Raw genomic sequence first — 25,043 nt, 5'->3', positions numbered from 1 at the left:
TGAGGAGACGGGACATGCGGGTTAGTCGGCGGGAAGCGATCGGAACGATGGGCGTGGCCTCGGCGGTCGCCTTGATGTGGGCGTCGAGCGGCGGCGCGGCCGATGCCAAATATGAGGTCACGCTGAGCGACGCGGAATGGCGCAAGCGCCTTTCGCCCGCAGCCTATGGCGTGCTGCGCAAGGCCGATACCGAGCAGCCGGGCTCGTCGCCGCTGCTGGAAGAGCATCGCGCGGGCGTCTTCGCCTGCGCCGGCTGCGCGCTGCCGGCCTTCTCGTCCAGGACCAAGTTCGACAGCCACACAGGCTGGCCGAGCTTTTACGCGGCGCTGCCCAAGGCGGTGATCGTCAAGAGCGACTATACGCTCGGCATGGCGCGCACCGAAGTGGTCTGCCGGCGCTGCGGGGGCCATCTCGGCCATGTGTTCGACGATGGCCCGCCGCCGACGGGAAAGCGCTATTGCATGAACGGCGTGGCGCTGAAGTTCCTGCCCGGCAAGGCCTGACGCGCACGCCTGATCCGCGCGGCTTGACTCGCGGCGGGACGGGCGCGATCCGGTTGGTCTCGGTTGCGCTGGGGGGCATGCGACATGAGCAATGTGCTGCGATCGATCAGCCTGAAGATCTTCGGCATCGCCGTGGGCCTGCTGCTGGTGATGCTGGTCGTCTCGGCCTGGTCGGCCGGCTCGATCGATCGGGTCAGCCATCAGCTGCGGACGCTCGGCCATTCCGTCGTCCCGCTAGCGCTGGATCTGCAGGACCTGCGCAACGCGATCGACGACGGCGAATTGGGGATCGCGCAGCACGTCACTGACGGCCCCGCCGCCTGCCGTGCGATCGTGGCGAGCGCCGCGCGCGTCGCCGCCGGCGAGCTCAAAGAAGCACGGGAAGACGTCCGGCTGGGCCAGTCGATCTCGCGGATCGATCCGAACCGCACCGAATTCGCGCGGATGATGCCGCTGATCGATCAGCTGGGAGAATTGTAAGAGCGCCATCGGCAGTCCGCGGACAGGCTGTGCGCCGCGCCCGCCGATGTCGAGGCGCAGCGCGATTATGCGGCCGACACGCGCCTGCTGAAGAAGGCCAGCGATGCCGATGCGGACGAGATCGAGGCCTTTGCGCGCAGCGCCGTCACGCTCGTCGAGAATCGCGAGACCGGCGCGATGCGCGCAAACTATCTGCTGATCGCGATCGCCAGCGTCATCGGGCTGTTTCTCGCCTTCCTCGTCTCGCGCGGCGTGACGCGGCCGATCGCGCGCCTACGCGAAGGCGCGCGCGCGGTGGAGGCGGGGCGGCTGGACGGCGAGGTGCCCGTCACGTCGAGCGACGAGGTGGGCGACGTGACGCGCGCCTTCAACGACATGCTCGCCGGGCTCCGATCCAAGGAGCGGATCAAGGAGACGTTCGGCCAGTATGTCGATCCGCGGATCGTGACGCAGCTGATCGACGGCGAGGCCTCCGCCACCAAGGCGGGCACCAAGCAGATCGCGACCTTGTTCTTCTCGGACATCGCCGGCTTCACCGAGCTTTCCGAGACGCTCACGCCGGCGATGCTGGTGACGATGATCAACGAATATTTCGCGACCATGTCCGCACCGATCCGCGCCTTCGACGGGATCATCGACAAATATATCGGCGATTCGATCATGGCCTTCTGGGTGCCGCCCTTCGCCGATCCGGCGGACCAGGCCGGGCAGGCCTGCCGCGCCGCGCTCGCCCAGCGTGATCTGCTCGCCGACTTCAACGCGCGGCTGCCCGATCTGCTCGGCTGGCGGAAGGCGCCGCACGTCACCAGCCGGATGTCGGTCACGACCGGCGAGGTCGTCGTCGGCAGCATCGGGCCGGGCTTCGCGCGCAGCTTCACGGTGATGGGCGATACGGTCAATCTCGCCTCGCGGCTGGAGGGGACGAACAAGGCTTATGGCACGTGCATCATCGTCGATCCCGAAACCGTGCGCCTCGCCGGCGATGCGATCGAGACGCGGCTGCTGGATACAATCCGCGTCGTCGGGCGCGATACGCCGATCGACATATACGAGCTGATCGGCATGGCGGGCGCCGCCACGCCCGAGCAGCGGACGGTCCACGCCGCTTATGCCGACGCGCTCGGCTGGTATCGCGACGGTGCGTGGGACCGGGCCGAGCAGGGCTTCGTCCGCGCGCTGGAGCTGCGCCCCGAGGACGGGCCGAGCGCAGCGATGCTGGGCCGCATCCGTGGCCTGCACAGCGTGCCCCCCGAAGGCTGGGCGGGCGTCTGGCGGATGCTGGCGAAATAGCCACGGTCCGGTCTCCCCTGCCCGCGTACGGCAAGTTGCCGCTAGCAATCGTCACACGACCGGCCCATCTTCTTCTTCGACTCGTACCGTAAAAGGATCCGATGAGCCGCAAGCCAGTCCCCGCCCGCGCCGGCGACAGCGCCCGCCTGGAAATCACCTTCGATCGCCCGCAATTGCTGGGGCGCTTGTTCGGCGAATATGATCAGAATCTGATCGCGATCGAGCATCGTCTCGGCGTCTATATCTCGGCGCGGGGCAACAAATTGCAAATCGAGGGCGAGGCCGAACAGGCCGGCCGCGCCCGCGAAGTGCTCTCCGGGCTCTACAATCGCATCGTCCGCGGCGAGAATATCGACAGCGGCATGGTGGACGCGGTGATCCAGATGTCGGCCGAGCCGATGCTGGACGGGATCATCCGCAACGACGTTTCGGCGCCGCCCTCGGTGATGATCCGCACGCGCAAGAAGACGATCGTGCCGCGCTCGGCGACGCAGGCGGTTTACATGGAAGCGCTCGGCTCGGCCGACCTGATCTTCGCGCTGGGGCCGGCGGGCACGGGCAAGACCTATGTCGCGGTCGCGCAGGCCGTGCAGCAGCTGATCCAGGGATCGGTGCAGCGCATCATCCTGTCGCGCCCTGCGGTCGAGGCCGGCGAGCGGCTGGGCTTTCTGCCCGGCGACATGAAGGAGAAGGTCGATCCCTATCTCCGCCCGCTCTACGATGCGCTCTACGATATGCTGCCCGCCGAACAGGTCGAGCGACGGATGACCTCGGGCGAGATCGAGATCGCGCCGATCGCGTTCATGCGCGGCCGGACGCTCTCCGATGCGTTCGTGATCCTCGACGAGGCGCAGAACACCACGCCCGCGCAGATGAAGATGTTCCTGACGCGCTTCGGGCAGAACAGCCGGATGGTGGTGTGCGGCGATCCGCGCCAGATCGATCTGCCCGACATCGGCAAATCTGGCCTGGCCGACGCGGTCAACAGGCTGGACGGGATCGAGAATATCGCCACGATCCGCTTCGGCGCGGCCGATGTCGTCCGCCATCCGATCGTCGGCAAGATCGTCCAGGCCTATGAGGGGCCCGACGACGCCTGACCCGCGTCCTTCGCCGTCGCTAGAAGGGACCGCAAAAGCGTCGAGCCGCGCATTTTCGTCCGGAACATGCTGGGCTGCTCAAGGTTAAGTCTTCGATTATTCGGAGATTTTTTCATGACGACCCAGCCCGTTCGCTACGCCCCGTCCGTCGAGACGATCGAGCCCGACGAAGCCGAGGCGATCAAGGGGCTGAAGCAGACGTTCCAGACGATCCTCGATACGACGTCCAAGGATTATGGCCATGCCGTGCGCGGCGTCCACGCCAAGAGCCACGGCATCGTCCGGGGCACGCTGACGATCCTCGATACGCTTCCTATCGAACTCGCGCAGGGCCTGTTCGCACAGCCGGGACGCTATGAAGCGGTGCTGCGCATCTCGACCGCGCCCGGCGACATCCTCGACGATTCGGTGAGCGCGCCGCGCGGCGTGGGCCTCAAGATCTTCGGCGTGCCCGGCGATCGCCTGCCGGGCTCCAACGATGGCGAGCAGGATTTCCTGATGGTCAACGGACCGGTCTTCGGCGCGCCGACACCGGCCGCCTTCCTCAAGAACCTCAAGCTGCTCGCGGCCACGACCGACAAGGGCGAGGGCCTCAAGAAGGTGCTGTCGGCGACGTTGCGCGCGGTAGAAGGCGCGATCGAGGCGGTCGGCGGCAGTTCGGTGCTGATCAGCCAGCTCGGCGGGACGCCCGAGACGCATCCGCTCGGCGACACCTATTACTCGCAGACGGCGTTCCGCTACGGCGACCATATCGCGAAATTCTCGCTGAAGCCGATCTCGCCCGCGCTGACGGAACTCACCGGCGACAAGGTCAACGTCAGCGGCCGCCCCGATGCGCTGCGCGAGGATGTGCGCGAGGTCATCGCGTCGCAGGGCGGGACGTGGCAGCTGTGCGTCCAGCTCTGCACCGATCTGGAAGCGATGCCCGTCGAGAATCCGACCGTGGTGTGGGACGAGACGGTCAGCCCGTTCGTGCCGGTCGCGACGCTGGAGGTCGCGCCGCAGGTCTCCTGGGAGCATGGCGTCAGCGATCGTCAGGAAGATGCCTTGTCGTTCAGCCCGTGGCACGGGATCGCGGCGCACCAGCCGCTTGGCTCGGTCAATCGCGCGCGCCACGAGACCTACGAATTCTCGGCCAATCATCGCAGCACGTTCAACGGATGCCCGATGCACCAGGTGAAGCAGCTCGAAGACCTCGACGCCTGAGCCAACAAATCCAAGGCCCGCCGGGGATGATCCGGCGGGCCCCGCTACACGAGGAAATATCGATGACGATCAAAGCGCTCGGCTATGCCGCGCAGCACAGTTTCAGCCGCCTGAAGCCGATGGAATTCGAACGCGAAGAAGCCGGCGCGCACGAAGTGCAGATCGACGTCCTCTATTGTGGCGTCTGTCATTCGGACGTGCACCAGGCCGAGAACGACTGGGCCAACACCGTCTATCCGTGCGTCCCCGGCCATGAGGTCGTCGGCCGCGTCGCGGCCGTCGGCGCGGGCGTGACGCTGCACAAGGTCGGCGATCTGGTCGGCGTCGGTTGCATGATCGACAGCTGCCGTTCGTGCGAGCCGTGCCATGCGCATGAGGAGCAATATTGCGAAGGCCCGAACAGCTGGCTCGCCACCTATAACGGGCCGATGGTCCCCGCCGCCAAGGCGCCCGACGGCCGCAATATGTACGGCCGCGACAATACGTATGGCGGCTATTCGAACGTCGTCGTCGTAAAGGAGGATTTCGTCCTCAAGATCCCGGCATCGCTGCCGATCGAGGCGGCCGCGCCGATCCTGTGCGCGGGCGTCACGACCTTTTCGCCTATGAAGCATTGGGGCGTGAAGGCCGGCGACAAGATCGGCGTTCTCGGCTTCGGCGGGCTCGGCGAGATGGCGCTCAAGATCGCCAGGGCGCTGGGCGCGGAGGTGACGATGTTCACGACGACCGAAGAGAAGATCGCCGAGGCGACGAAGCTCGGCGCCAAGGGCGTGCTGGAGAGCGACACGGAGGCGCTGAAGAGCCTCGCGCGGACGTTCGACTTCATCCTCTCGACCGTGCCCGAAAAGCACAAGGCCGATCCGTTCATCCCGACGCTGAAGCGCAACGGCACGTTCGTCGCGGTCGGCGAACTCGGGCCGATGCCGGGCTACAACAATCAGGAGGTGATCATGCACCGCCGCAGTCTGGCCGGATCGCTGATCGGCAGCATCGCCGAAACGCAGGAGATCCTCGATTTCTGCGCCAAGCATCAGATCGCCCCGGACGTCGAGGTGATTCCGATCCAGGACATCAACAAGGCCTATAAGAAGGTGAAGAGCGGCGACGTGCGCTTCCGCTACGTGATCGACATGGCCAGCCTGAAGCAGGAAATGGCGGAGGCCTGATTGCGTAAACGGGGATATCCCGATAGGATATCCCCGGAGATACGGTCATGGCATCGCTCTACATCAAGGATAGTGTGACGGCCGCGCGGGTAGGTCGCGTCGCAGAGCGGCTCGGAACGACCAAGACCGACACGATCCGGCGTGCGTTGGATGCGCTGGAGGCGGAGCTGAGCTCATCTGAGCCGCGGAAAGCCGAGAACAGTCTGATCGACCGGCTGGACGCGTGGCGCGCGGCGCACCCCCTGCCCTCGCCCACTGGGCACCAGGCCGACAAGGCGTTCTTCGACTGGTTAAGCGGCGAAGAAGACGTTGAAGATCTTCGTTGATGCCTCGGCACTGGTCGCCATGATCATGGGCGAGCCGGGATCCGATGCCTTGACGCTGATCCTTGAGGAAACGCTCGATCGCCTGAGTTCGCCCTTGGCCGAATGGGAGTCGGTTTTGGCGCTGTGCCGAAGTCATGACGTCCCGCTGGACATTGCGCGCGATCGCGTCCGGGGCGCGATCGCGGTGCTCGATCTGCGCATCGTTGCGATCGGCGAGCGGGAGACGATCGCTGCGCTCGATGCGTATGAACGCTACGGCAAGGGCCGGCACCCGGCCAAGCTCAACATGGGCGATTGCTTCGCTTATGCCTGCGCCAAGGCTAACAACGCGAAGTTGCTCTACAAGGGCGACGATTTCTCCAAGACGGACCTTGCATGATCCACGTCGAAACCGCTGTCGAAACACCTTGGCCCGAGGGCGACTGGCAGGCGCTCGCGACACGCGCCGTCCGCGCCGCGCTGGAGGCGAGCCCGCATGGCGACATCGCCACCGCGCGCTTCACCGCCGAAGTCTCGGTGCGTTTCACCTCCGACGAGGAGGTGCAGACGCTCAACCGCGACTATCGGCAGAAGGACAAGCCGACCAACGTATTGTCCTTCCCGATGGTCCAGCTCGACATGCTCGACGGGCTCGCCAACAGCGACGATGGCGAGGTGCTGCTCGGCGACATCGTCCTTGCCTTCGGCGTCACCTCGGCGGAGGCAGCCGAGAAAAGCGCCACGCTGGAGGAGCATGCCACGCACCTGATTGTCCACGGCCTGCTGCATTTGCTAGGCTATGATCATGAACAGGGGGAGGCCGAGGCCGATCATATGGAGGAGTTGGAGCGCGCCGCATTGGCCACGCTCAACATCGCCGACCCTTATGCGGTCCGGGAGGCCTAAGCGCATCCATGGCTGAGGCGAATGACGGCGGCCGATTGTGGGCGGGCCTGCGCGGCCTGCTCTTCGGCAACGAGGCCGAGCCGACCTTGCGCGACCAGATCGCGGAGGCGATCGAGGAACATGAGGAGCATGATCACGGCGCGCCGGCCAAGGGCGACCTGTCGGTCGCCGAACGGCAGATGCTGCGCAACCTGCTCGATTTCGGCGATCGCACCGCGGGCGATGTCGGCGTCACGCGTGGCGACATCGTCGCCGTGCCCGACACGATCGGCTTTTCCGAGCTCGTCCAGGTCTTCGCCGACGCCGGTCATAGCCGCCTGCCCGTCTTCCAGGACGATCTCGATCATGTGATCGGGATGATTCACATCAAGGACGTCTTCTTCATCCTCGCGACCGGGCGCGAGCCGCCCGAGACGATCGCCGATCTGATCCGCCAGCCCCGCTACGTGCCGGAATCGATGGGCGTGCTCGATCTGCTTGCCGAGATGCGCGCGACGCGTACGCACCTCGCGATCGTGCTCGATGAATATTCGGGCACCGAGGGGCTCATCACGATCGAGGATATCGTCGAGGAGATCGTCGGCGAGATCGAGGACGAGCATGACGAGGCGCCGCCCGCCTTGCTCGTCGCGCTCGACGATGGCGTCTGGGATGCCGATGCGCGCGCCGAACTGGAGGAAGTCGCCGAAGTCATCGATCCGCGGCTCGCCGATATCGAGGAGGATGTCGATACATTGGGCGGGCTCGCCTCGGTGCTGGCCGGCCATGTTCCGCAGGTCGGCGAGACGGTATTGCATCCGAGCGGCTGGCGGCTGGAAGTGACCGCCGCCGATACGCGCCGCGTGGAGCGGCTGCGGCTGCATCCCCCGGAGGAAATCGGCTAATCTCCCTGGATTACCGCGTGCCACCTTTTGCGAACTGGATCGTTGCGCCGTCATGCTGAAGCGTATCCTCATCGTCACCGGTCTGATCGTCGTAGCGCTCGCCGCCGGCCTCTATTTCACCGTCCGTAACCAGCGCGCGCGGCTCGACATCACCGCGGGCCAGGGGACGAAGCCGAAGCTGGATTCGATCCACACCGGGCTGATCCCGCTCGTCCATGTCGCCAAGGCGGTGGGCTGGAAGACGGGCGAGATGCCGACGCCGGCGGCCGGATTGAAGGTGCAGCCGTTCGCGACCGGGCTCGATCATCCGCGCTGGCTGCTAGCGCTGCCGAACGGCGACGTGCTCGTCGCCGAGAGTAACGCGCCGCCCAAGCCCGACGATAACAAGGGACTCAAGGCCAAGGTGCAGGGGCTCGTCATGGGCATGGCCGGTGCCGAGACGAAGAGCGCGAACCGGATCACGCTGCTGCGCGACAAGGATGGCGACGGCGTCGCCGAGAGCCGCACGGTGCTGATCTCGGGCCTCAACTCGCCGTTCGGCATGGCTCTGGTGGGCCCCACGCTCTACATCGCCAATGCAGATGCGATCGTCAGCGTGCCCTTCACCCCCGGCCAGACCAGGATCGACGCCAAGCCGGTCAAACTGATCGATCTGCCCGGCGGGCCGATCAACCATCACTGGACCAAGAACATCCTCGCCAGCCCCGATGGCAAATTGCTGTACGTCACGGTCGGATCGAATTCGAACGTCGGCGAGCGCGGCATGGCGGTGGAGCAGGAGCGCGCCGCGATCTGGGAGGTCGATCTCCAGACCAAGCAGCACCGCATCTTCGCCTACGGCCTGCGCAATCCCAACGGCATGGCGTGGGAGCCGACGCGCAAGGTGCTCTACACGGTCGTCAACGAGCGTGACGAACTGGGCTCTGACGTCGTCCCCGATTATCTGACCGAAGTGCAGTTCGGCGGCTTCTACGGCTGGCCCTGGTATTATTGGGGCGGCGCGCCCGACACCCGGCCCAAGGATCCGGACGATCAGGATCTCCAGCAATATGTCGTCCGCCCCGATTACGCGCTCGGGCCGCACACAGCCTCGCTTGGCCTGACCTTCTCGGACGGCGCCAAGCTCGGGCCGGCATTCACAGGCGGCGCCTTCATCGGCCAGCACGGTTCGTGGAACCGCAAGCCCTTCTCCGGTTACAAGGTAATCTTCGTGCGCTTCCAGAAGGGCCGCCCGGTCGGACTGCCGGTCGATGTGCTCTCAGGCTTCCTGAATGCGGACGAGCAGGCACGCGGACGCCCGGTCGGTGTCGTCGTCGATCGCGCGGGCGGGCTGCTCGTCGCGGACGATGTCGGCAATGCGGTGTGGCGGGTGAGCGCGAAATGACGCCGATCACGGTCGACGTTCCCCACAGTCTCGGCCGCGCCGGCGCGCGCGAGCGGATGAAGGCGCGGATCGGCGATCTCGCCGGTCATATTCCGGGCGGGCTCGCCGAGGTTCAGTCGGCCTGGCCGAACGAGAACGAGATGGTCCTCAATATCAAGGCGATGGGGCAGGACATTGCCGCCAGCCTCGAAGTCGAGGAGGCGCGCGTCCGCGTCCATCTGATGCTGCCGGGGATGCTCGGCTACTTCTCTGCCGCGATCCAGGCGGCGGTGAAGGAAGGCGGCACGCGGATGCTCGAGGACAAGAGCAAGGCCTGACGCCTTATCCCAGCCGCAGCAGCGCCGCTCCGTGCGCAGGCAGCATCCGCGTCACACGCTGCCCCGCCTGCCCCAGATCCGCCCCCGTCCACAGGTCGCGGACCTTGGCGCGTGCGCCGACAAGCGTTCCGACCGGCACGCTCACTTCGGCCGGCGCGTGCTTCAGGTTGAACAAGGCGAGATAGCGGCTGTCGTCATTCTCGCTCCGCGCGCTCCACGCACGCGCGCCCTCGGGCATCGGCAGCGGGCGATTGTCGGTCGAGGCCTGGTTGACGGCGATCACCGCGCGGTTGGTCAGCAGCGCAAGCGTCGGTTCGTCGAGGTGGCGCAGGTCGCCGCCCATGATCAAAGGCGAGCGCGCGATCGCCCAGAGCGTCATCAGCGTCTGCTGCTCGGCGGGCGTGAACTTCGTATCGCGCTGGCCGAGCGCGAGCCGCCCCAAAGGCAGCATATCGGCATCGGGCCAGGCGCCGGGCCGGCGATAAGGCGCCCAGTTCGCCAGCCGGGCGAATTGCGCCTCCAGTAGCGGCCATTCGTCCCAAAAATCGTCGCTTATGCGCCACATCTGCGCGTAGCGCCCGACATGCGCGCCCTCGGCAACCGGCGTCTCGCCGGGCGACAGGCTCAGGACGATCGGCCGCGCCGTCTTCCCAATCGCGCGATGCGCCGCCTCGATCTCGGGGCGATGCGCGGCATAGGGCCGGCTCATGTCGTCCATCTTGATGAAATCGACGCCCCACGAGGCATAGAGCGCGAAGACACCGTCATAATAAGCCTGCGCGCCGGGCTTGGTCATGTCGACGCCGTACATGTCGGGGTTCCAGGCGCAGATGCTGGTCGTGTCGGCGATGTCGGCGGCACGGACCGAGGTGCCGAGCACGGGCAGGTTCTTCTGAACCGCCAAGCGCGGGATGCCGCGCATCAGATGGATGCCGAATTTGAGACCGAGCGCGTGCACCCGATCCGCGAGCGGCGCGAAGCCCTTGCCGCCGGTGCTCGACGGGAAGCGGTTGGGCGCGGGCAGCAGCCGGCCATAGCCGTCCATCTGCGGGATCGGGTTCTTGTTATAGTCGTAGCTCTTCGCGTCCGGCTCGTACCATTGGATATCGACCGTGAAGACGTCGTAGCCGAACGGCAGCAGCCTCTCCGCCATGATATGCGCGGTCTCGAGCGCCTGCGCCTCGGTGATCGTCGTGGCGAAGCTGTTCCAGCTGTTCCAGCCCATCGGCGGGGTCGGCGCGAGCATCGCTCCCGACGGCTGTGCCCGCAGGATCGACGCTCCCGCGCCTGCGACCAGCGCGGCGGCGCCCAGGAAGGAACGCCGCTCGATAGGCATGGCTTTGCCGGTCATCCGCACACTCCCTTGTCCTCGGACGACCTTAGCCCGCGACGGCCGCCCGGTGCCATCGAACGAGCAGGAGCACGAGCGCGATGCCCCCGCCGAGCGCGAGCGCCCCGAGCACGACCGACTTGACGTCGTGCAGCCACGGATCGAGCGCCTTGCCGAACGCATAGCCCGCCCAGGCGATCGCCGGCCCCCAGAAGGCCGCGGAGACGATGTTGAGCGGCACGAACGTCCGCGAGCGGATCGCCGAGGTGCCGATCGCCATCGGGCTGACCGTGCGCAGCCCGTAGATCCAACGGAAGGCGAGGATGAAGCTCGTCGGATAGCGCTCCAGCAGCCGGATCGCGCGCGCGAAGGCGGGACGCGCCATGACCGCGCGGACGCGGCGATGATCGCGGTAGCGCCGCGCCATCCAGAACCAGAGCTGGTCGATCAGGCAGGACCCCGCTGCTGCTGCCGCCGCGACGCCCCAGATCGGCAGCAGGCCCTTCTGCGCGAGCACGCCGCCGGTGATGACGACCGCCTCACCCTCGATCCCCGCCCCCGCGAAGATCGCGATCAGCCCGTAGCGGGCGACGAGCGCCTCAATCGCCAAGATGCGACACGTCGGTGGTTCCTCGGGGCATGCACCGGCTGTACGCGGGCCGGCGGAGTTCGGCTACCGGCCGATCAGAGCGACGGGTCGATCCGGTCGGTCGCTTGGCGCTCGGGCTCCGGCGCGGGCATCAGGCTCGCGACATAATCGCGGCAGCCGCTTGCGCGCGCTCGCCTCAGCCGGCGACACTCGCGCGCATCGGCGACTTCGTGCTCGGACGCCCAGGCATAGCCGTCGCCATAAGCGCGATCCTCGTCGGCGATCGCGATCTCGTGCGCGGTGGCTTCGTCGATCGCACCGTCGCGATCCTCGGACCGCACGAACTGCGGCGACGCGGGCGGTCCATACGAGACCGGATAGGCGTAATCGGGCGCGCTCGTCTCGGCCGCAGGCGCGGCGCTGAACGGCGTGACATCGTGGTGGATGCTCGACCAGGACGCCTTCGTCTCGGTCGGCGGGATCAGGAAGAAGACGGCCACCGGAAAGGTCGCCGCCGCCATCCCGCGCATGAGCCACGTCCGCTGCATGCCCCCACAACGCAGGCGGGTCGTTCCGGTGCCGTCAGCCGAAGCGCCCGGTCAGATAATCGCGCGTCTGCGTCGAGCGCGGCTTGGAAAAGAGCGCGTCGGTCGGGCCGAACTCGACCATCCGGCCGAGATACAGGAAGCCCGTATGATCCGAGATGCGGCTCGCCTGCTGGAGATTGTGCGTGACCATCACGATCGTCACGTCGCGCTTCAGCTCGAACAGGGTCTGCTCCAGCTTGGCGGTCGAGATCGGATCGAGCGCCGAGGCGGGCTCGTCGAGCAGCAGCACCTGCGGGCTGACCGCGAGCCCGCGCGCGACGCACAGGCGCTGCTGCTGGCCGCCCGACAGGCCGAGCCCCGATTTGGCGAGCTGGTCCTTGACCTCGTCCCACAGCGCCGCGCGGCGCAGCGCATGTTCGACGATGCCGTCCATTTCCGCCTTGGGCTTCTTGTCGGCGAGGCGAACGCCGAACGCGACATTGTCGTAGATCGACATCGGGAAGGGCGTCGGCTTTTGAAAGACCATGCCGATCCGCGCACGCAGCGCCGAGAGATGCGTCGTGGCGAGGATATCCTCGCCGTCCAGCCGGATCGTCCCCTCGGCGCGCTGGCCGGGATAGAGCGCGTAGATGCGGTTGATCGCGCGCAGCAGAGTCGATTTGCCGCAGCCCGACGGCCCGATCAGAGCGGTGATGCGATTGCGCTCGACCGCGAGATCGACTCCGAACAGGGCCTGCGTCTCGCCATAGAAGAAATCGAGGCCGCGCGTCTCCAGTACGACCTTCGCAGGATCGGGTTCGGTGATCAGCTCGGGCGCGGTCATCGGCATGGTCACAGTGAATGGCTCTCCCGGGCGAGGATACGGCCGACGATATTCACGACCAGCACCGCTGCGGCGATCAGCAAGGCGCCCGCCCAGGCCAGGCTCTGCCACTCGTCATAGGCGGAGAGCGCGAACTGGAAGATCGTGGTCGGCAGGCTCGCCATCGGCTGCGAGGGATCGGCATTGAAGAACTGGTTGCCGAGCGAGGTGAACAGCAAAGGCGCGGTCTCGCCGCTGATCCGCGCGAAGCCGAGCAGCCCGCCGGTGAGCAGTCCGGTCCGCGCTGCGCGCCAGACGATCCGGCGAATGACGAGCGCCCTGCCCGCGCCCAGCGCCATTCCCGCTTCGCGCAATGCGGCGGGCTGAAGAAGCAATATGTCCTCGGTCGTGCGCACCACGATCGGCGTCGCGACGAAGGCGAGTGCGACCGCACCGGCATAGCCCGAAAATCCGCCGAAGGGTGCCACGAGCAGCTCATAGACGAACAGCCCGATCAGGATCGACGGCGCGGACAGCAGCACATCGTTGAGGAAGCGGACGACCGTCGCGGCGCGCGTGCCCGGCGCATATTCGGCCAGCCAGGTGCCGGCGAGGATGCCGATGACGAGCGCCGCCGCCATTCCCATCCCGCACATGATCAGCGAGCCGACGATCGCGTTGCGCAAGCCGCCGTGCGATCCGGGCGCGGGCTGGTCGAGCGTAAACAGGACGAGGCCGAGTCCGCTGATGCCGCGGCTGACGAGCGTCCACAGGATCGCGACGAGCAGTCCGAGCGCGATCGCGGTCGCCAGCCCGCACAGGCCGACGAACAGCCAGTTGGCGAGCCGCCGCCGCATCGCGCGCGAGCCCGTCACCGATCGTCCGTGCGCAGCAGCGTGCGCGCGAGCGCGAGCACGCCGAACGTCATCAGGAACAGGATCAGCCCGAGCGCGACGAGCGAGGCTTCGTGCAGCGCCCCGGTCGCCTCGGTGAATTCGTTGGCGATCGTCGAGGCGATCGTCGCGCCCCCGTCGAACAGGGAGCGCGGCATCGCATGCGCGTTGCCGATGATGAAGGTCACCGCCATCGTCTCGCCGAGCGCACGCCCCAGCCCCAGCATGATCACGCCGATCATGCCCCGCCGAACCGACGGGATCGTGATCGAGCGCACCACCTCGAGCGGCGTGCAGCCCAGCCCATAGGCCGCCTCGCGCACCTGCGGCGGCACGGTCAGGAACAGCTCGCGGAACACCGCCGCCATATAAGGCAGGATCATCACCGCGAGCACGAGCGCGGCGGTGAAGATGTTCGCGCCATTGGGCGTTCCCGAGAAGAAGGCGTCGGCCCAGCTACCGGGCACCGTCGACAGCGCGATCGGCAGCTGGACATGCTCCGCGAACCACGGCGCGAGCACGAACAGGCCCCACATGCCATAGACGATCGAGGGAATCCCCGCGAGCAGCTCGATCGCGACCGCGAGCGGCGCGGCGAGCGGCGCGGGGCAGAATTCGACGAGGAAGATCGCGACACCGAGGGCGAGCGGGAGCGCGAAGCCGAGCGCGATCGAGGCGGTGAGCAGCGTGCCCACAATCGGCCCGGCCGCGCCATAGACCTCGGTCACCGGATTCCAGGTCGCGGTGAACAGGAAGGCAGGGCCGAACGCGCGGAAGGCCGGCCAGCCGCCGATCGCGAGGCTCACGACGATCCCGGCCAGCGCGGTCATCAGCAGGGTCGCCGCGGCCGCGCAGGCGAAGCGGAATAGAGCCTCGCTCGGCTTCTGCCTCTCGGCGCCCGCGCTGGCGAACAGGCTGGCCATCAGCGCTCGCTATAGACCGGCTTGCCGTCGGCGACGACGAGCCGCGTCCACTGGCGGATCAGCAGGCTCTCGACCGTCGCGGGGATCGGCACGAAATCGAGCGCGGTCGCCAGCGCATCGCCCTTGCGAAAGCCCCAGGCGAAGAAGCGCAGCGCCTCGCCGACATCGCCCGCATCTTTCGGGCGCCGCGGCACGAGGATGAAGGTCGCGCCCGCGATCGGCCAGGCGCGCGCCGCGGGCTCGTCGAGCAGCAGCATGTAATTGCCCGGGCTGTGCAGCCAGTCCGCGCTCGCCGCGGCATCCGCGAAACCGGCCGCCGAGGGCACGACGTAACGGCCCGCGCGATTGCGCAGCGCGACGACCGTCGATCCGTTCTGCCTGGCGAAGCTATATTCGACATAGCCGATCGCGCCCTTGGTCTGCTTGACGAAGGCCGAGACGCCATCATTGCCCTTGCCGCCGAGCCCGGTCGGCCAGGCGACCGCATCGCTCGCGCCGACTTCGCTCGTCCAGTCCGCGCTGTTGCGCGCCAGATAGGAGGTGAAGAGGAAAGTCGTTCCCGATCCGTCCGAGCGGTGGACGACCGTGATCGGCAGGTTGGGCAGCCGGATCCCAGGGTTGAGCGCGACGATCTGCGGCGCATTCCAGCGGCGGACGCGGCCGAGATAGATATCGGCGAGCAGGCCCGCGGTCAGCCGAACCTGCCCCTGCTTCGCGCCGGGCAGGTTGATGATCGGCGTGACGCCGCCGACGAGCGTCGGAAATTGATAGAGCCCGGCCGCGGCCAGATCGCGTGGTCGCAAGGGCTTGTCCGAGGCGCCGAACGCGACCGTGCCGGCCTTGACCTGCTTGATCCCGCCGCCCGACCCGATCGCCTGATAATTGAGGCTGAGCCCCGTCTCGGCGCGATAGGCCTCCGCCCATTTCGCATAGGCCGGGGCCGGGAAGGTCGCGCCCGCGCCGGCGATCGTCCGCGCGCCGGCCGCCGTCGCGATCAGCAGGCAGAGCGAAGAACAGAGAAGCCTGGGCAGCATGATACGCCTGGACGAGGAAGGCCGGACCGGCCGAACGATCGGTCCTATCGGTCCGTGGCGTCCGCTCTGGGTCGCTTCTATGACATTTTTATGACAGTCGAGCCGATCAGCGCGGCTGTTGCTCCAGATACAGATAATCGGGGCGGAATCCTGCGATCCGGCGCAGCGCCGGGAGATCGCCGATCGCGACATGCCCGGTCCGGAAATCCACGATCCCCGCCTCGCGCAGATGGCGCAAGGTCCGGTTGACGTGGACCGGCGTCAGCGCGGTCGCATCGGCGATGTCGATCTGCGTCAGCGGCAGCGCATAGCCGTCCGCATCGGCGCGGCCGACGACCTCCAGCCGCAGCTGCAATTCGCAGAACAGATGCGCGATGCGGCCGGCGGCGGTGCGGCCGAGCGAGGCGATCCATTCGCGGTGGATGGCGGCGTCGACCATCGTCGAGAACCACAGGAGGCGCGCGACGTGCGGATATTGCGCGGTCGTCTCGCGCAGGATGGCGTGCGGCGCCTCGGCCAGCCGCGCCGGCGAAAGCGTCACGACGTCATGATCGAGCGACTTGAGCAGCAGACCGTGGAGATCGAGGAAATCGCCGGGGACATGGATCGCCAGGATCTGCCGGCGGCCGTTGGGCAATTCGGTCTGCCGCGCGACGAAGCCTTCGACGAGGAGCTGGCTCTTTTCGAGATGCTCGCGCGGGCGCGCGACGACCGCTCGCGCCGGATAGTCGCGGCAGACCGAGATCAGCCCGGCCAGCGCCGCGACTTCGTTCTCGGAGATCATGTCGGAGCGGCGCAGGCGAGCGATCAGCGAACCAATCGCATCCAGTTTCGGGTCGTCGGTCACACTTCGGATCAGCAACGGCGGGCGCTCGCGCGAGGAAAGTCGCCGCCGTGTAGCGCGCGTTCGAAAGGCTGAACAGGGATTAGCGCGAAATTCATGATATGACGCGATAACCGGACCGATATAAGAATTCGCTCAGCGCAGCGTTCGGGCGCGATCGATCGCAGCCAGCTTGTCCTCGACGGCCGAACGCCACGGCGCCCCCGGCGGTGCCTTCGCGATCAGCTCGCGCCAGCTCTGCTCGGCGCCGTCGAGATCACCCGATTGCGCGAGCGCGAGACCCAGGAAATAGGCGGGCGCCGGGCTGTCGGGGGCGAGCTGCGAGGCATGTTCGAACGCGTAGCGCGCCGGCGGCGTGACGAGCCCATCGGCATATTGCGCGATCGCATTGCCGAGACCGATCCAGAGCGTCGCGCTGCGCGGACGATGCTCGAGTCCCGCGCGCAATATGCCCGCCGCATACGCCGCGTCGCCGCTGCGGATCAGTCCGTCGGCCGCGTCCAGCGCCTGCGCATCGACGCCGACCTGCTCCAGCCATTTGCCGCGCTCGTCGGCGAAGAGATTGGCGGGCGGCTGGCGATTGTCGTGCGGGCCGGTCGGGCGCCCCAGCAAGGCCGGGCTGCCCTGCCAGGCATAGCCTGCGAGCGCGACGAGCAAGGCCGCTGCGATCAATTCGGCTACGGTGCGACCGGGGCGGATGACGAGCCACAGCCCCGCGCCGAGCGCGACCGCGAAGGCGGCGAGGATGATCCAGCCGTTCATCGCCGGCGCCGCTTGAGCGAGCCCACTGCGAGCACGCCGCCGAGCGCGAACAGCAGCAAGGGCGCGATCCACAGGATCAACGTATCGGCGGCGAGCGGAGGTTTGTACGACACCCACGATCCATAGCGCTTCACGAGCCAGGCGCGCACCTGCTCGGGCGTCTCGCCCGACTGGATGCGCTGGCGGACGAGGCTGCGCATGTCGGCGGCGAGATCGGCATTGCTGTCCGCGATCGACTGCCCCTGGCAGACGAGGCAGCGCAGCGTCTCCATCAGCGCCTTGGCCTTGGCCTCCTGCGCGGGATCGGGGAGTTGGGTGTAAGCGAGCGGCGCGGTCGGCATAGCGCTGTTGGCGAGGACGGGAGGGGCCAGCGCAAGTGTCAGCGCCGCCGCGGCTATGACGACCGGGCCTCTCAACCTGTCATCCTGAACTCGTTTCAGGATCCATGGCCTGCCCTTTCCACCCGCCTGCCAATCGAGAAAGCGGGCCATGGATGCTGAAACGAGTTCAGCATGACGGACAGGAAGCGAGACGGACCTCATCGCGCCGCCACCAGAGCAGCCTGCACGTCGGCCATGTCCTCGGGCATGATCGGCCCGATCTTCTGGAGCCGGATCACGCCCTTGCCGTCGACGACGAACGTCTCGGGCACGCCCGACGAGCCGATCGCGATCTGGACCTTGCTCGTCGTGTCGCTGCCGATCCGGGCATAGGGATTGCCGTAGCGCGTCAGGAAGCCGGCGACGTCGTCGGGCCGGTCGCGGATCGCGATGCCGACGATCGGCACGCCGTTCCTGGCGAGCGCCTCCAGCTGCGGCGCCTCGCCCGCGCACGGCACGCACCAGCTGGCGAAGATGTTGACGAGGTGCGGCGTGCCCGTCGTCAGGTCCGCGCTGGCGAGGCCCTGCACGCCCGCCGTCGCCGCGGGCAGCGCGAAAGCCGGGATCGTCTCGCCGATCATCTTCGAGGTGATGCTGGGATCGTCGGGCTTGCGCAGCCCGATCACGAAGATCGTCGCGAGCAGGATGAAGCCGAGCAACGGCACCCACAACAGCCACGGGCGGCGGCGCGCGCTCACGCGTAAAGCTCGCGATTCTTGGCCGAGCGCCGCTCGCGCAACAGCCGTCCGATCAGCGCGAGGAAGCCTCCCAGGCCGATCAGCCCGCCGCCCGCCCAGATCAAGGTCACGAACGGCTTCCACCACAGGCGCAGCTGCCAGCGGCCGCCTTCGGCCTGGCTGCCGAGCACGGTGTAGAGCTGGCCGTTCCATACGGTCAGGATCGCGCTTTCGCTCGTCTCGGTCGGCGGCGCCCAATAATAGCGTGCCTGCGGACGGAGCGTCCGCGGAGCCCCGCCGCGCTCGACCTCGAGCGTGCTTTCCATCGACGTCCAGTTCGGCCCGAAGCCGGGTGTGACGCTGGCGAGCTTGACCCGCCACGGGCCGACCGGGATCGTCTCGCCGACCGACGCCGCGACCAGCTTCTCGACGGTGAAGGCGCTGTCGCAGGCCATCCCCGCCAGCGCGACGCCAATCCCGAAATGGGCGACGACCATGCCCCAGGTGAAGAGCGGCGTGCGGCGCAGGTTGCGGCCGAACAAAGGCTCGATCGAGCCGAGCCCGATGCCGAACGAAAGACCGAGCCCGAGCAGAGGCAGGAGCCCGATCGGCGGGGCGAACAGCTTGATCGCGATCAGCGCGACGACGACGAGCGCGGCGGCCGGGGCGAGCCGGCGCAATAAGGGCCGCACATCCTCGCGCCGCCAGCGCATCAGCGGCCCCGCGACCATCGCCATGCAGAGCAGCAGCGCCAGCGGCCCCGCCGCGCTGTTGAAATAAGGCGGGCCGACCGAGAGCTTGTCGCCCGTCAGCCCTTCCAGGATCAGCGGATAGAGCGTGCCGACGAGGACGATGCCGAGGATGACGGTCAGCAGCAGATTATTGAGCACCAGCGCGCCCTCGCGGCTCAGCGCATCGAAGCGCGAGCCTTCGCGCACCGTCCCCACGCGCAGTGCGAACAGGACGAGCGCCCCGCCGATATAGAGCGCGAGCAAAGCCAGCAGGAAGCTGCCCCGGCGCGGATCGACCGCGAAAGCGTGGACGCTCGTCAATATGCCCGATCGGACGAGGAAGGTGCCGACCATGCTCATCGAGAAAGCGACGACGCCGAGCATCACCGTCCACGCGCGCAAGCCATCGCGCGTCGCGAGCACCGTCACCGAATGGAGCAAAGCCGTCGCCGCGAGCCACGGCATCAGCGAGGCATTCTCGACCGGATCCCAGAACCACCAGCCGCCCCAGCCGAGCTCGTAATAGGCCCAGTAGCTGCCCGCGGTGATGCCGATCGTCAGGAAGATCCACGCGCCCAGCACCCAGGGCCGCATCGCGCGCGCGAAGGCCGGGCCGACGTCGCGCGTGACGAGCGCGCCGATCGCGAAGGAGAAGGCGACCGACAGCCCGACATAGCCGATGTAGAGCGTCGGCGGATGGAAGGCCAAGCCGGGGTCCTGCAGCAGCGGATTGAGCCCCTGCCCTTCCATCGCCGGCGGGGTCAGCCGCGCGAACGGGTTCGAGGCGAATAGCAGGAAGGCGTAGAAGCCCAAGGCGATCGCCGCCTGCCCGCCCAGCGTGGCGATTAGGGTCCGCTCGTTGAGCCGCCGCTCGAGCACCGCGACCGCCGCGCCCGCGACCGACAGGATCGAAACCCACATCAGCATCGAGCCCTCGTGATTCCCCCACGAGGCGGCGAAGCGATACAGGAAGGGCTTCTCGCTATGATCGTTCTGCGCGACGAGCAGCACCGACAGATCGACGCGGATGAAGAGCAGGATCAGCAGCGCGAAGGCGAGGCAGGTGAGCAGGCCTTGCGCAACCGCGACGGGGCGGATGGCCTTGGCGAGCATTGCCCCGTCCGGACCCATCTCTTCCCCGTTCGTGCTGAGCGAAGTCGAAGCACGTGCTCCGGGGGATGCGCTTGCGACACGTCCTTCGACTTCGCTCAGGACAAGCGGAGTGCGAAGTGTCAGGATCGTCAGCACCAGCTGCAGCGCGCACAGCGCAGCCCCCAGCCACAAGGCGACAAGGCCGGCTTCCGCAATCACTTGAGCGCCTTCGCTTTCGGGCCTGTCTCGATGCTGTCGCTCTTGTGCATCGCGCCCGCCACCTGCGGCGGCATATAGCGCTCGTCATGCTTGGCGAGGATCTGATCGGCCACGAACAGCCCGGTCGCATCGAAGCGCCCGTCGGCGACGACGCCCGAGCCTTCCTTGAACAAGGCCGGGACGATTCCCGAGAAGCGCACCGGCACGGTCGCCGCGCCATCGGTGACGAGGAAGCGGATCGTCACCCCATCGGGCAATTTCGTGATCGATCCCTTGGTGACCATCCCGCCCAATCGCACCGCGCGGCCGGGCGCGAGATGATCGCGGCCGACGTCGCTCGGCGTGTAGAAATAGGCGGCCTGATCCTTCAGCGCGGACATCGCCAGCAGCGCCGCGCCGATCAGCGCCGCCACCGCGAGCAGGGCCAGCGTCAGGCGCTGGTGCTTGGCCTTCATGCGTGTCGCCATCACCGGTCGCGCAACCGCTCCGCGCGCGCCTCGGCCCGGCGCATCGCCATCAATGCCCAGCCGACGAGGCCGAGCGTTCCGCCGACGGCGAGCGCATAAGCCGCGATCACGAAGGGCCAGCCGCCTATCATGCCGTCGCCAAACGCTTCATGCGCGCCTCGACCTTCATGTCCGCCAGCAAGGCCCGCATCCGCATCAGCACGATCGCGCCGAACAGGAGCGTGAAGCCCAATGCCGCGAGCGGCAGCGGCCACAGCAGACTGCGATCGATCGACGAACTCGTCAGCCCGATGCTCTGCCCCTGATGGAGCGTCCGCCACCACAAGACCGAATAATGGATGACGGGCAGGTTCACCGCGCCGACCATCCCGTAGATCGCGGTGATGCGCTGCCCGCCCGCATCCTTCCCCGCCGAATTGGCGAGCGCGATATAGCCGATATAGAGAAACAAAAGGACGAGCATCGAGGTCAGCCGGCCGTCCCATTCCCACCAGGTGCCCCAGGTCGGCCTTCCCCAGATCGATCCGCTGGCGAGGCAGATCGCGGCATAGACCGCGCCCGGCGTCGCCATCGCGCGCGCGGCGACCGCGCTCAGCGGATGCCGCCAGACCAGCTGCGCAAAGCTCGCCGCGGCGATTCCCGCCCAACCCGCCATGCCCAGCCACGCGGACGGCACATGGACGTACATGATGCGCACGGTCTGGCCCTGCAGGTAATCGGACGGCGTGATGAGAAGCCCGCCGACGAGCGCGACCGCGATCAGCACGGCGCCGCCCCAGCCGAACCAGGCGGTCAGCGGGCGGGCGATCGAGAGGAAGCGCGCAGGGTTGGCGAAGCGATGCATCGAAGGTCCGGAAAGGGCTTTCCGCCGAATAGTATAAGGATCGCCCGGTGGAAAGCGGCGCCGTGATGCCGCGCTCGCTTGCGCAAGCCGGCCCGAGCCGCCAAGCGCTTGCCCGATGAACGCCCCCGCGCTTCCCGTCGATCGCCCGTTGCTGGGCATGGGACTTCGCACGGTCAGTTCCACCAGCTTCGCCTTCATGGCCGCCTTCCTGAAGGCCGCCAGCGAACGCGGTGCCGATACGATGGAGATGCTGTTCTACCGCAGCGTCTGCGCGCTGCCGCTCGTGCTCGCGTGGGCGGCGTTCGGCCCCGGCCTGGCCAGCCTGCGCACGCGCCGGCCGATGGCGCACCTGACCCGTTCGGTGATCGGTCTGTCGACGATGGTCTTCACCTTCGGCGCACTCTCGCGCCTGCCCTTGGGCGAGGCGACGACGATCACGTACACCGCGCCCGTTTTCTCGACGATCCTCTCGGCGATCGTGCTGCACGAGGCGATCGGCGGCCGGCGCTGGGCGGCGGTTGCGATCGGCTTTGTCGGCATGCTGCTCGTCGTCCGCCCGGGCGGGGGCGGCGGGCTCGCGCCGGTCGGCGTGGCGATGGCCGTGATGGCCGCGTTCGGCCAGTCGGCGGTGATGATCACGCTGCGCCAGATCGGCAAGACCGAGCATACCGCCGCGATCGTCTTCTGGTTCACCAGCTTCGGCACGCTCGTCGGCGGCGCGCTGCTGCCGATCTTCGGCCACACGCACGATGCGACGACCTATGCCCTGCTGATCGGCGCGGGCCTGTGCGGCGGCGTCGGCCAGATCGGGCTGACGAGCTCGCTGCGCTTCGCGCCCGTCTCGGTCGTCGTCCCCTTCGATTATCTGCAGATCATCTGGGCGACGTTCATCGGCTGGGTCATCTTCGCCTCGCCGCCGGCCAGCCTGACGCTTGCCGGCGCCGCGCTGATCACTGCGAGCGGCATCTACACCGCCTATCGCGAAAGCCGTCAGGGCCAGCAGCCCAAGCAGGCGCTGGCCCCGCCCGAAGGCTGAGCCGGTGCGGCCTCAGCCGCGCCCGATCAGCCGCATCGCCATCCGGTCCGCGACGGTCGATGCCGCCTCGCCCGTCTCCGCCGCCTCGGCCCAGATCGCCTCCAGCCGCTCGGGGATCAGCGCGATCCGCGATTCGACCTCGGCACGATCGCCCTGACCCAGATATTCCAACGCGACATTGATGATGCCGCCGGCGTTGATCACATAATCGGGCGCGTAGAGGATGCCGCGCTCGGTCAGCCGATCGCCCTCGGCCGGAGTCTTGAGCTGGTTGTTCGCGCCGCCCGCGACGATCGGCGCGCGCAGCGCGGCGATGCTGTCCGCGTCGAGGATCGCGCCCAGCGCGCAGGGGCTGATGACATCGGCCTCGACGCGCAGGATCGCGTCCGCCGCGACCGTCTCAGCGCCCAGTTCGCGCGCGAGCGATTCGGCGCGCGCGGCGTCGACATCGGCGAGCGTCAGGATCGCGCCTTCCGCCGCGAGCAGGCGCGCGACTCCGCCACCGACCGAGCCCACGCCCTGGATCGCGACGCGCACGCCCTGCGCGCTGCGCTTGCCCAGCCCGCGCGCGATCGCGGCCTTGATGCCGAGGAACACGCCCGTCGCGGTGGATGGTCCGGGATTGCCGCCGGCGGCCCCCTCGCCCACCGGCAGTCCGGAGACGTGGCGCGTCGTGCGCTGGATCGCGACCATGTCCTGATCGCTCATCCCGACATCCTCGGCGGTGATGTAGCGCCCGCCCAGCGAATCGATCGCGCGGCCGAACGCGGCCAGCAATTCGGGCGTCTTCACGACGGTCTCGTCGGCGAGAACCACGCCCTTGCCGCCGCCCATCGGCAGCCCCGCCATCGCATTCTTGAAGCTCATCCCGCGCGACAGGCGCAACGCGTCGGTCACGGCCTCGCTCTTGTCGGCATAGCGCCAGAAGCGCGTGCCGCCTGCGGCCGGCCCGAGATGCGTGGAGTGGATCGCGATGATCGCGGTCAGGCCGGTGGCCTCGTCGCGGAAGAAATGCACGCCTTCGTGCGTGTCGAAATCGGGAAGATCCCAGGGGGACATCATGGCTTTGGGCTTCGGGGTGAGCCGATGCGCGACGGCAGAAAGGAAGCCGATGGGGCGATCGACGGGGATTGAACCCGCAACCTCCGGTACCACAAACCGGCGCTCTAACCAATTGAGCTACGACCGCCGCACATTGCCCGTCGGCAGCGCGCCCTTACGGTCGCAAGCCCCGGTCGGTCAAGCGGAGCCGGTCACAAAGCTGTCGCCGAGCGGGTCAAAGCGTCGCCGCGATAGCGCGCGCCGCGGCATCCGGATCCTCCGCCTTCGTGATCGGCCGGCCGATGACGAGGATCGAGGCGCCGGCATCCACCGCGGCGCGCGGGGTGATGACGCGCTTCTGGTCGCCCGCATCCCCGCCCGCCGGGCGCACGCCGGGCACGACGAAGAAGCCGTGCTTCCAGCGCGCATGCGCGGCGGCGACCTCCGCGCCCGAACAGACGATCCCGTCGAGCCCGGCTTCGGCCGCGAGATCGGCGAGCCGCTCGACCTGCGCCGAGGGCGCCGCATCGACGCCGATCGATGCGAGATCGCGGCCATCGAGACTAGTCAGTACCGTGACGCCGACGACCTTCGTCCCCGGCGGGGCGGCGGCCTTCGCGTCCTCCATCATCGCCCGCCCACCCGCGGTGTGGATCGTCAGCACGGCCGGATGCAGATCGTGCAGCGCCTGGATCGCGCTCGCGACGGTGTTGGGGATGTCGTGGAGCTTCAGATCGAGGAAGATGGGCAGGCCGAGCGCGGCCACCTCGCGCACGCCGGCGGCGCCGTTCGCGACGAAGAATTCCAGCCCGACCTTGAACCCGCCGACATGATGGCGCACGCGCCCGGCGATCGACAGCGCCTGGGCGAGCTCGGGCGTGTCCAGCGCGACATAGATGCGGCTGCCCATCAGAAGGGCTCGGGCGGGATCGTCGGCTCGAAAGCGGGCGGCGGTGCCGGGACGGGCGGGATGCGGGCGGGATCGATCATGCGGCGCTGATAGCGCCAGCGCTGCACGCGATGATAGATGTAGAGTGGCACGAAACCCAGCAAGAACGCGATCAGCAGCAGCACGGGCAGCTTCGCGTCCGCCGCGAGCCCGCCGAACAGGTCCAGCGTCACCGACGTCCAGTTGTGGAGCGAAAAGACCACGACGACGACGGTGATCGCGATCCAGAAGAGCGTTCTCAGGAAGCCCATAATCCCCTTCCTATCGCGCTTCGGCGCAGATGGCGACCCCGCAACGATCTTCGCGTGCGCTGCGGTTGCCACGTGGCTTGCCAGACGGTA

At 67.8% G+C, this 25,043-nt stretch carries 31 protein-coding genes and 1 tRNA gene; 13 read left to right on the top strand and 19 right to left on the bottom strand.

The features are described 5' to 3' along the window. The first annotated feature begins 14 nt into the window (after positions 1-14). The 12 genes from msrB (at position 15) to Q4F19_RS00175 (ending at position 9,541) form a co-directional block, all read left to right on the top strand. Positions 15-503, top strand: a complete 489-nt coding sequence (gene msrB, locus Q4F19_RS00230; protein WP_303539133.1) for a peptide-methionine (R)-S-oxide reductase MsrB — start codon at positions 15-17, stop codon at positions 501-503. An 84-nt stretch (positions 504-587) separates the two neighbouring features. After that, complete coding sequence (locus Q4F19_RS00225; RefSeq protein ID WP_303539132.1) at positions 588-983, top strand: hypothetical protein; 396 nt, start codon at positions 588-590, stop codon at positions 981-983. A 177-nt stretch (positions 984-1,160) separates the two neighbouring features. Then, a complete protein-coding gene (locus Q4F19_RS00220; protein WP_303539131.1) occupies positions 1,161-2,273 on the top strand; it encodes an adenylate/guanylate cyclase domain-containing protein in 1,113 nt (370 codons plus the stop codon). 101 nt (positions 2,274-2,374) lie between these two features. After that, positions 2,375-3,373, top strand: a complete 999-nt coding sequence (locus Q4F19_RS00215) for a PhoH family protein (RefSeq protein WP_303539130.1) — start codon at positions 2,375-2,377, stop codon at positions 3,371-3,373. Between the two features lie 114 nt (positions 3,374-3,487). Beyond that, positions 3,488-4,579 (top strand): catalase family protein, encoded by a 1,092-nt coding sequence (locus Q4F19_RS00210; protein ID WP_303539129.1) that lies wholly within the window; start codon positions 3,488-3,490, stop codon positions 4,577-4,579. 62 nt (positions 4,580-4,641) lie between these two features. After that, positions 4,642-5,745 (top strand): NAD(P)-dependent alcohol dehydrogenase, encoded by a 1,104-nt coding sequence (locus Q4F19_RS00205; protein WP_303539128.1) that lies wholly within the window; start codon positions 4,642-4,644, stop codon positions 5,743-5,745. A 47-nt stretch (positions 5,746-5,792) separates the two neighbouring features. Beyond that, positions 5,793-6,071, top strand: a complete 279-nt coding sequence (locus Q4F19_RS00200; RefSeq protein ID WP_303539127.1) for a type II toxin-antitoxin system VapB family antitoxin — start codon at positions 5,793-5,795, stop codon at positions 6,069-6,071. Beyond that, the gene (locus Q4F19_RS00195) at positions 6,055-6,450 is read left to right on the top strand and encodes a type II toxin-antitoxin system VapC family toxin (protein WP_303539126.1); all 396 of its coding nucleotides are present in this window, start codon (positions 6,055-6,057) and stop codon (positions 6,448-6,450) included. Before Q4F19_RS00200 ends, Q4F19_RS00195 begins: the two co-directional genes overlap by 17 nt. Beyond that, the gene (ybeY, locus tag Q4F19_RS00190) at positions 6,447-6,956 is read left to right on the top strand and encodes an rRNA maturation RNase YbeY (RefSeq protein ID WP_303539125.1); all 510 of its coding nucleotides are present in this window, start codon (positions 6,447-6,449) and stop codon (positions 6,954-6,956) included. The genes Q4F19_RS00195 and ybeY overlap by 4 nt, the downstream gene beginning before the upstream one ends. A gap of 8 nt (positions 6,957-6,964) precedes the next feature. Then, on the top strand, positions 6,965-7,840 hold the full coding sequence (locus tag Q4F19_RS00185) for a hemolysin family protein (protein ID WP_303539124.1): 876 nt from the start codon (positions 6,965-6,967) through the stop codon (positions 7,838-7,840). Between the two features lie 52 nt (positions 7,841-7,892). Further along, positions 7,893-9,224, top strand: a complete 1,332-nt coding sequence (locus tag Q4F19_RS00180; RefSeq protein ID WP_303539123.1) for a PQQ-dependent sugar dehydrogenase — start codon at positions 7,893-7,895, stop codon at positions 9,222-9,224. Beyond that, complete coding sequence (locus Q4F19_RS00175; protein WP_303539122.1) at positions 9,221-9,541, top strand: polyhydroxyalkanoic acid system family protein; 321 nt, start codon at positions 9,221-9,223, stop codon at positions 9,539-9,541. The genes Q4F19_RS00180 and Q4F19_RS00175 overlap by 4 nt, the downstream gene beginning before the upstream one ends. A 4-nt stretch (positions 9,542-9,545) precedes the next feature. Here the strand turns inward: Q4F19_RS00175 and Q4F19_RS00170 are convergent, their stop codons facing one another. The 15 genes from Q4F19_RS00170 to ccmC all read right to left on the bottom strand — a co-directional run bounded on the left by Q4F19_RS00170 (position 9,546) and on the right by ccmC (position 21,676). Then, complete coding sequence (locus Q4F19_RS00170; protein WP_303539121.1) at positions 9,546-10,892, bottom strand: glycoside hydrolase family 27 protein; 1,347 nt, start codon at positions 10,890-10,892, stop codon at positions 9,546-9,548. Positions 10,893-10,920: 28 nt separating this feature from the next. Beyond that, on the bottom strand, positions 10,921-11,481 hold the full coding sequence (locus tag Q4F19_RS00165; RefSeq protein WP_303539120.1) for a DedA family protein: 561 nt from the start codon (positions 11,479-11,481) through the stop codon (positions 10,921-10,923). 74 nt (positions 11,482-11,555) lie between these two features. Then, on the bottom strand, positions 11,556-11,990 hold the full coding sequence (locus Q4F19_RS00160; RefSeq protein ID WP_303539119.1) for a hypothetical protein: 435 nt from the start codon (positions 11,988-11,990) through the stop codon (positions 11,556-11,558). Between the two features lie 52 nt (positions 11,991-12,042). Further along, complete coding sequence (gene pstB / locus Q4F19_RS00155; RefSeq protein ID WP_341850151.1) at positions 12,043-12,837, bottom strand: phosphate ABC transporter ATP-binding protein PstB; 795 nt, start codon at positions 12,835-12,837, stop codon at positions 12,043-12,045. A gap of 2 nt (positions 12,838-12,839) precedes the next feature. Further along, the gene (gene pstA / locus Q4F19_RS00150) at positions 12,840-13,685 is read right to left on the bottom strand and encodes a phosphate ABC transporter permease PstA (protein ID WP_303539118.1); all 846 of its coding nucleotides are present in this window, start codon (positions 13,683-13,685) and stop codon (positions 12,840-12,842) included. Further along, positions 13,682-14,626: a phosphate ABC transporter permease subunit PstC gene (gene pstC, locus Q4F19_RS00145; protein ID WP_303539117.1), complete on the bottom strand. Its 945-nt coding sequence runs from the start codon at positions 14,624-14,626 to the stop codon at positions 13,682-13,684. The genes pstA and pstC overlap by 4 nt, the downstream gene beginning before the upstream one ends. After that, the gene (gene pstS, locus Q4F19_RS00140; RefSeq protein WP_303539116.1) at positions 14,626-15,660 is read right to left on the bottom strand and encodes a phosphate ABC transporter substrate-binding protein PstS; all 1,035 of its coding nucleotides are present in this window, start codon (positions 15,658-15,660) and stop codon (positions 14,626-14,628) included. The genes pstC and pstS overlap by 1 nt, the downstream gene beginning before the upstream one ends. Positions 15,661-15,766: 106 nt before the next feature. After that, positions 15,767-16,507 carry a Crp/Fnr family transcriptional regulator gene (locus Q4F19_RS00135; protein ID WP_303539115.1) on the bottom strand — a complete coding sequence of 247 codons (741 nt, stop codon included), beginning with the start codon at positions 16,505-16,507 and terminating at the stop codon, positions 15,767-15,769. Between the two features lie 132 nt (positions 16,508-16,639). After that, on the bottom strand, positions 16,640-17,266 hold the full coding sequence (locus Q4F19_RS00130; RefSeq protein WP_303539114.1) for a tetratricopeptide repeat protein: 627 nt from the start codon (positions 17,264-17,266) through the stop codon (positions 16,640-16,642). Then, positions 17,263-17,607, bottom strand: coding sequence for a cytochrome c-type biogenesis protein (locus Q4F19_RS00125; RefSeq protein WP_303539908.1), 345 nt, complete (start codon positions 17,605-17,607; stop codon positions 17,263-17,265). Before Q4F19_RS00125 ends, Q4F19_RS00130 begins: the two co-directional genes overlap by 4 nt. Before the next feature lie 197 nt (positions 17,608-17,804). Further along, a complete protein-coding gene (locus Q4F19_RS00120; protein WP_303539113.1) occupies positions 17,805-18,344 on the bottom strand; it encodes a DsbE family thiol:disulfide interchange protein in 540 nt (179 codons plus the stop codon). Further along, on the bottom strand, positions 18,341-20,365 hold the full coding sequence (locus Q4F19_RS00115; RefSeq protein WP_303539112.1) for a heme lyase CcmF/NrfE family subunit: 2,025 nt from the start codon (positions 20,363-20,365) through the stop codon (positions 18,341-18,343). Before Q4F19_RS00115 ends, Q4F19_RS00120 begins: the two co-directional genes overlap by 4 nt. Then, complete coding sequence (gene ccmE / locus Q4F19_RS00110) at positions 20,362-20,820, bottom strand: cytochrome c maturation protein CcmE (protein WP_303539111.1); 459 nt, start codon at positions 20,818-20,820, stop codon at positions 20,362-20,364. The genes Q4F19_RS00115 and ccmE overlap by 4 nt, the downstream gene beginning before the upstream one ends. A gap of 11 nt (positions 20,821-20,831) precedes the next feature. Continuing rightward, on the bottom strand, positions 20,832-20,963 hold the full coding sequence (locus Q4F19_RS00105) for a hypothetical protein (RefSeq protein ID WP_303539110.1): 132 nt from the start codon (positions 20,961-20,963) through the stop codon (positions 20,832-20,834). Continuing rightward, the gene (gene ccmC, locus Q4F19_RS00100) at positions 20,960-21,676 is read right to left on the bottom strand and encodes a heme ABC transporter permease CcmC (protein WP_303539109.1); all 717 of its coding nucleotides are present in this window, start codon (positions 21,674-21,676) and stop codon (positions 20,960-20,962) included. The genes Q4F19_RS00105 and ccmC overlap by 4 nt, the downstream gene beginning before the upstream one ends. Before the next feature lie 115 nt (positions 21,677-21,791). Here ccmC and Q4F19_RS00095 point away from each other — a divergent pair, with 115 nt between their 5' ends. Further along, entirely contained in the window at positions 21,792-22,712 is a 921-nt protein-coding gene (locus Q4F19_RS00095; RefSeq protein WP_303539108.1) for a DMT family transporter, read from the top strand. 12 nt (positions 22,713-22,724) lie between these two features. Here Q4F19_RS00095 and Q4F19_RS00090 read toward each other — a convergent pair whose 3' ends face one another. The 4 genes from Q4F19_RS00090 to Q4F19_RS00075 form a co-directional block, all read right to left on the bottom strand. Then, the gene (locus Q4F19_RS00090; protein ID WP_303539107.1) at positions 22,725-23,774 is read right to left on the bottom strand and encodes a Glu/Leu/Phe/Val family dehydrogenase; all 1,050 of its coding nucleotides are present in this window, start codon (positions 23,772-23,774) and stop codon (positions 22,725-22,727) included. A gap of 50 nt (positions 23,775-23,824) precedes the next feature. Next, positions 23,825-23,901 (bottom strand) — tRNA-His (locus Q4F19_RS00085). Positions 23,902-23,988: 87 nt separating this feature from the next. Next, positions 23,989-24,663 (bottom strand): orotidine-5'-phosphate decarboxylase, encoded by a 675-nt coding sequence (gene pyrF / locus Q4F19_RS00080; RefSeq protein WP_303539106.1) that lies wholly within the window; start codon positions 24,661-24,663, stop codon positions 23,989-23,991. Next, on the bottom strand, positions 24,663-24,953 hold the full coding sequence (locus Q4F19_RS00075; RefSeq protein WP_303539105.1) for a hypothetical protein: 291 nt from the start codon (positions 24,951-24,953) through the stop codon (positions 24,663-24,665). Before Q4F19_RS00075 ends, pyrF begins: the two co-directional genes overlap by 1 nt. Positions 24,954-25,043 lie beyond the last annotated feature (90 nt).

The sequence above is a fragment of the Sphingomonas natans genome (genome assembly GCF_030546695.1).
Taxonomy (GTDB): Bacteria; Pseudomonadota; Alphaproteobacteria; order Sphingomonadales; family Sphingomonadaceae; genus Sphingomonas_I; species Sphingomonas_I natans.
Note: the sequence above shows the minus strand (reverse complement) of the source record. Positions and strands in the feature narration are given on the sequence as shown.

Coding starts and splice junctions, on each gene's coding strand:
- msrB (WP_303539133.1), top strand. CDS start 15: ATGCGGGTTAGTCGGCGGGAAGCGATCGGAACGATGGGCGTGGCCTCG.
- Q4F19_RS00225 (WP_303539132.1), top strand. CDS start 588: ATGAGCAATGTGCTGCGATCGATCAGCCTGAAGATCTTCGGCATCGCC.
- Q4F19_RS00220 (WP_303539131.1), top strand. CDS start 1,161: ATGCGCGCAAACTATCTGCTGATCGCGATCGCCAGCGTCATCGGGCTG.
- Q4F19_RS00215 (WP_303539130.1), top strand. CDS start 2,375: ATGAGCCGCAAGCCAGTCCCCGCCCGCGCCGGCGACAGCGCCCGCCTG.
- Q4F19_RS00210 (WP_303539129.1), top strand. CDS start 3,488: ATGACGACCCAGCCCGTTCGCTACGCCCCGTCCGTCGAGACGATCGAG.
- Q4F19_RS00205 (WP_303539128.1), top strand. CDS start 4,642: ATGACGATCAAAGCGCTCGGCTATGCCGCGCAGCACAGTTTCAGCCGC.
- Q4F19_RS00200 (WP_303539127.1), top strand. CDS start 5,793: ATGGCATCGCTCTACATCAAGGATAGTGTGACGGCCGCGCGGGTAGGT.
- ybeY (WP_303539125.1), top strand. CDS start 6,447: ATGATCCACGTCGAAACCGCTGTCGAAACACCTTGGCCCGAGGGCGAC.
- Q4F19_RS00185 (WP_303539124.1), top strand. CDS start 6,965: ATGGCTGAGGCGAATGACGGCGGCCGATTGTGGGCGGGCCTGCGCGGC.
- Q4F19_RS00180 (WP_303539123.1), top strand. CDS start 7,893: ATGCTGAAGCGTATCCTCATCGTCACCGGTCTGATCGTCGTAGCGCTC.
- Q4F19_RS00175 (WP_303539122.1), top strand. CDS start 9,221: ATGACGCCGATCACGGTCGACGTTCCCCACAGTCTCGGCCGCGCCGGC.
- Q4F19_RS00170 (WP_303539121.1), bottom strand. CDS start 10,892: ATGACCGGCAAAGCCATGCCTATCGAGCGGCGTTCCTTCCTGGGCGCC.
- Q4F19_RS00160 (WP_303539119.1), bottom strand. CDS start 11,990: ATGCGCGGGATGGCGGCGGCGACCTTTCCGGTGGCCGTCTTCTTCCTG.
- pstB (WP_341850151.1), bottom strand. CDS start 12,837: ATGCCGATGACCGCGCCCGAGCTGATCACCGAACCCGATCCTGCGAAG.
- pstC (WP_303539117.1), bottom strand. CDS start 14,626: ATGGCCAGCCTGTTCGCCAGCGCGGGCGCCGAGAGGCAGAAGCCGAGC.
- pstS (WP_303539116.1), bottom strand. CDS start 15,660: ATGCTGCCCAGGCTTCTCTGTTCTTCGCTCTGCCTGCTGATCGCGACG.
- Q4F19_RS00130 (WP_303539114.1), bottom strand. CDS start 17,266: ATGAACGGCTGGATCATCCTCGCCGCCTTCGCGGTCGCGCTCGGCGCG.
- Q4F19_RS00125 (WP_303539908.1), bottom strand. CDS start 17,607: ATGCCGACCGCGCCGCTCGCTTACACCCAACTCCCCGATCCCGCGCAG.
- ccmE (WP_303539111.1), bottom strand. CDS start 20,820: ATGAAGGCCAAGCACCAGCGCCTGACGCTGGCCCTGCTCGCGGTGGCG.
- Q4F19_RS00105 (WP_303539110.1), bottom strand. CDS start 20,963: ATGATAGGCGGCTGGCCCTTCGTGATCGCGGCTTATGCGCTCGCCGTC.
- ccmC (WP_303539109.1), bottom strand. CDS start 21,676: ATGCATCGCTTCGCCAACCCTGCGCGCTTCCTCTCGATCGCCCGCCCG.
- Q4F19_RS00095 (WP_303539108.1), top strand. CDS start 21,792: ATGAACGCCCCCGCGCTTCCCGTCGATCGCCCGTTGCTGGGCATGGGA.
- Q4F19_RS00090 (WP_303539107.1), bottom strand. CDS start 23,774: ATGATGTCCCCCTGGGATCTTCCCGATTTCGACACGCACGAAGGCGTG.
- pyrF (WP_303539106.1), bottom strand. CDS start 24,663: ATGGGCAGCCGCATCTATGTCGCGCTGGACACGCCCGAGCTCGCCCAG.
- Q4F19_RS00075 (WP_303539105.1), bottom strand. CDS start 24,953: ATGGGCTTCCTGAGAACGCTCTTCTGGATCGCGATCACCGTCGTCGTC.